This is a genomic window from Kitasatospora griseola, from assembly GCF_014648555.1.
GTDB lineage: Bacteria > Actinomycetota > Actinomycetes > Streptomycetales > Streptomycetaceae > Kitasatospora > Kitasatospora griseola.
In genome coordinates, this window is the sequence record NZ_BMRI01000011.1 from 182254 (window position 1) to 185183 (window position 2930).

Here is a 2930-nt window from a genome sequence, read left to right on the forward strand (position 1 = left end):
CCCACCGCGATGTCGGGGAGGACCATCAGCCGGTCGGCGTTGCGCAGGTACTCCACACAGGTGATCGGGCCGATGTCGAGGTCGCCGGCCACCAGCCGGTCGCTCAGCTTCTCCGGGGTGTCCTTGGTGAGGTCGAGATCGAGCAGGTTCCCCGTGCGCGCCAGCCCCCAGTAGAGGGGAAGACAGTTGAGGAACTGAATGTGTCCGACCCGCGGCCTGACCGCCGCCGCCGGCTGTTCGGCTGCCCGACTGCTCACCGTGTGCTCCCTTGCCGTTGGTGCTCTCCCGGCAGGGTATGCCTGCTGCTCCGAGGGGTCCGCACCCGGTGCCCGACACACCGTTCGGGGGCCCTCCGACACGCTCTCCGACACGCTCTCCGACACCTCCGTCGGCCCCTGGTCGGGGCCGCCACCGCGTGCTACCGTTCACACCAGTTGCAGTTTGATTCCCCTTGCAGTACTTGGAGCCTGCGGAGCGTGTAACCGCAGGCTTTTTGTAATTTTTCAGCAGTATCAGGCATCAATTGAGCATTGATTGAGCACTGTGCGAAAAACTCCGGACTCGTCCGGAGGCAGGGCGATCAGCGCAGCGGACCCGGGCGCCACAAGGTGTGGTGTCCACTACGTCCCTTGCAAGGAGAACGGTATGGCGACCGGAACCGTCAAGTGGTTCAACGCCGAGAAGGGCTTCGGCTTCATCGCCCAGGAGGGCGGCGGCCCCGACGTCTTCGTCCACTACTCCGCCATCAACGCGACCGGCTTCCGCTCGCTGGAGGAGAACCAGGCGGTCAGCTTCGACGTCACCCAGGGCCCGAAGGGCCCGCAGGCCGAGAACGTCGTCGCTATCTGACATCTCTCACTTCTCTGATCGCTCACGGCCCCTCGGGTCCGTATGAGTAGCAGTTCCAAGGGGGCCCGCCGATCGGCGGGCCCCCTGCCTTTTCCCGCGCATTTCCCGACCCGCCGTTTCCGTCCGCATTCCGGACGGAATTCCGGGAATGCGCCGACCCCCACCTCGGCCGGGTCCGACCCCGCTCCCCGTGCCGCCGTCCGTCCGGGGGATCATCGAGGCATGCTCCGCGTCCGATCCGCCCACCGCGCCCTCGACCGCACGCTGCACCGGATCGGCATCGACGGCTATCTCCTGCTCCTGCTCGGCACCGTCCTGCTGGCCACCGTGCTGCCCGCCCGGGGCGCCGCCGCGAGCGCCGTCACCGGCGTCGTGCACCTCGCCGTCGGCCTGCTGTTCTTCCTGTACGGCGCCCGGCTCTCCCCGCAGGAGGCGCTGGCCGGGGCCCGGCACTGGCGGCTGCACCTGCTGATCCTCGGCTGCACCTTCGTGCTGTTCCCGCTGCTCGGCGAGGCCACCCGGCTGCTGCCCGACGCGGTGCTGCCGCCGGAGCTGTTCACCGGCGTGCTGTTCCTCACCCTGCTGCCGTCGACCGTGCAGTCCTCGATCGCGTTCACCTCGATCGCCGGCGGCAACGTCGCCGCGGCGATCTGCGCCGCGACCTTCTCCAGCCTGCTGGGCATCGTGCTGACCCCGCTGCTCGCCGCCTGGCTGCTCGCCGGCGCCTCCGGGGTCGCCATCGACGGCGGCCAGGTGCTGGACGTGGTGCTGCAGCTGCTGGTGCCGTTCGCCGCCGGGCAGCTGCTGCGCCGCCGGGTCGGGCCGTGGATCGCCCGGCACCGGCTGGTGACGCAGCTGGTGGACCGCGGCTCGATCCTGCTGATCGTCTACAGCGCGTTCGGCGAGGGCGTCCGCGAGGGCATCTGGGGCCGGGTCACGGCGGGCCAGCTGCTGGCGCTGGTGGCACTGTCGACGGCGCTGCTGGCCGCCGTCCTCGGCTTCACCCACGTCGCCTCCCGCCGGCTCGGCTTCGCCCGCCCGGACCGGATCACCATCCAGTTCTGCGGCTCCAAGAAGTCCCTGGCCAACGGCCTGCCGCTGGCCACCATCCTGTTCCCGGCCGGCGCGGTCGGGCTGACGGTGCTGCCGCTGATGCTGTTCCACCAGATCCAGCTGACGGTCTGCACGGTGCTCGCCCGGCGCTGGGCCCGCCAGTCTCCTGACGACTCGTCAACAGCTACGCTGCACAGGTGACTTCACTGCCGGACACCCCGCAGACCCGGGTCGGCGCGGCCGAACGCGACGCCGCCGCCGAACGCCTCCAGCAGGCCTACGCCGAGGAGCGGATCACCCACGAGGAGATGGAGCAGCGCCTGCAGCAGGCGCTCACCGCCACCACCCGCGCCGAACTCGACCTGGTCACCGCGGACCTGCCCGCCGACCCGCGCGGCGACGCCGACACCGCCACCCTCGCCGCCGGCGGCGGCCGGATCGTCCGCCGCGGCGCCTGGCGGGTGCCCCGCACCTTGAAGGTCGCCTCCGCGTTCGGCAAGATCCGGCTCGATCTGTCGCACGCGGTGATCGAGCACCCGGTGGTCGACATCGAACTCGGCCTGGGCTTCGGCCGCGCCACCATCACCGTCCCGCACAACGCCACCGTCGACGTGGACGGCGTCCAGGGCGGCTGGAAGGCGGTCCGCTACCGCCCCCCGCGCCACGCCACCCCCGGCGGCCCGCACATCCGCATCACCGGCACCTCGGGCTTCGGCCGCGTCCGCATCCGCCACGCCCGCCGGCGCTGACCGGCGGGCAGCTTCAGAACTCCGAGGTGCCCACCCGCACGCCGAACGGCTCCGGCAGGTCGACCGGCGCCCCGAACGGCAGCGGCCCCGTCGTCCGGGCGTACCCGGTCGGCTCCGGCTCCGCGTACAGCGTGCAGGCCCGGTCCCGGCGGTCGATCAGCAGGTAGAGCGGGGCCCCGTACTCGGCGTACCGGCGCGGCTTCACCGACCGGTCGGTGTCGCCGCTGGTCTCGGACGTCACCTCGACCACCAGCAGGGTCTGACCCGGGAGCAGCGCAC

The 2930-nt window shown here is 71.4% G+C and carries 4 protein-coding genes and 1 pseudogene; 3 read left to right on the forward strand and 2 right to left on the reverse strand.

Annotated features, from left to right (window positions below; translation table 11 throughout):
• Positions 1-257 (reverse strand): annotated as a pseudogene (locus IEZ12_RS38485) (MqnA/MqnD/SBP family protein); the annotation flags it as partial.
• 388 nt (positions 258-645) lie between these two features.
• Here IEZ12_RS38485 and IEZ12_RS16805 point away from each other — a divergent pair.
• The 3 genes from IEZ12_RS16805 (at position 646) to IEZ12_RS16815 (ending at position 2651) form a co-directional block, all read left to right on the forward strand.
• Complete coding sequence (locus IEZ12_RS16805) at positions 646-849, forward strand: cold-shock protein (protein ID WP_043915662.1); 204 nt, start codon at positions 646-648, stop codon at positions 847-849.
• A gap of 222 nt (positions 850-1071) precedes the next feature.
• Positions 1072-2103, forward strand: a complete 1032-nt coding sequence (locus IEZ12_RS16810) for a bile acid:sodium symporter family protein (RefSeq protein ID WP_189272746.1) — start codon at positions 1072-1074, stop codon at positions 2101-2103.
• Complete coding sequence (locus IEZ12_RS16815) at positions 2100-2651, forward strand: DUF1707 SHOCT-like domain-containing protein (RefSeq protein WP_100587515.1); 552 nt, start codon at positions 2100-2102, stop codon at positions 2649-2651. Before IEZ12_RS16810 ends, IEZ12_RS16815 begins: the two co-directional genes overlap by 4 nt.
• A 13-nt stretch (positions 2652-2664) precedes the next feature.
• On the opposite strand, the gene IEZ12_RS38490 is transcribed toward IEZ12_RS16815, so the two are convergent.
• On the reverse strand, positions 2665-2930 hold a 266-nt coding region (locus IEZ12_RS38490), incomplete at its 5' end, for a Uma2 family endonuclease (RefSeq protein ID WP_229847602.1).

Coding starts and splice junctions, on each gene's coding strand:
- IEZ12_RS16810 (WP_189272746.1), top strand. CDS start 1,072: ATGCTCCGCGTCCGATCCGCCCACCGCGCCCTCGACCGCACGCTGCAC.
- IEZ12_RS16805 (WP_043915662.1), top strand. CDS start 646: ATGGCGACCGGAACCGTCAAGTGGTTCAACGCCGAGAAGGGCTTCGGC.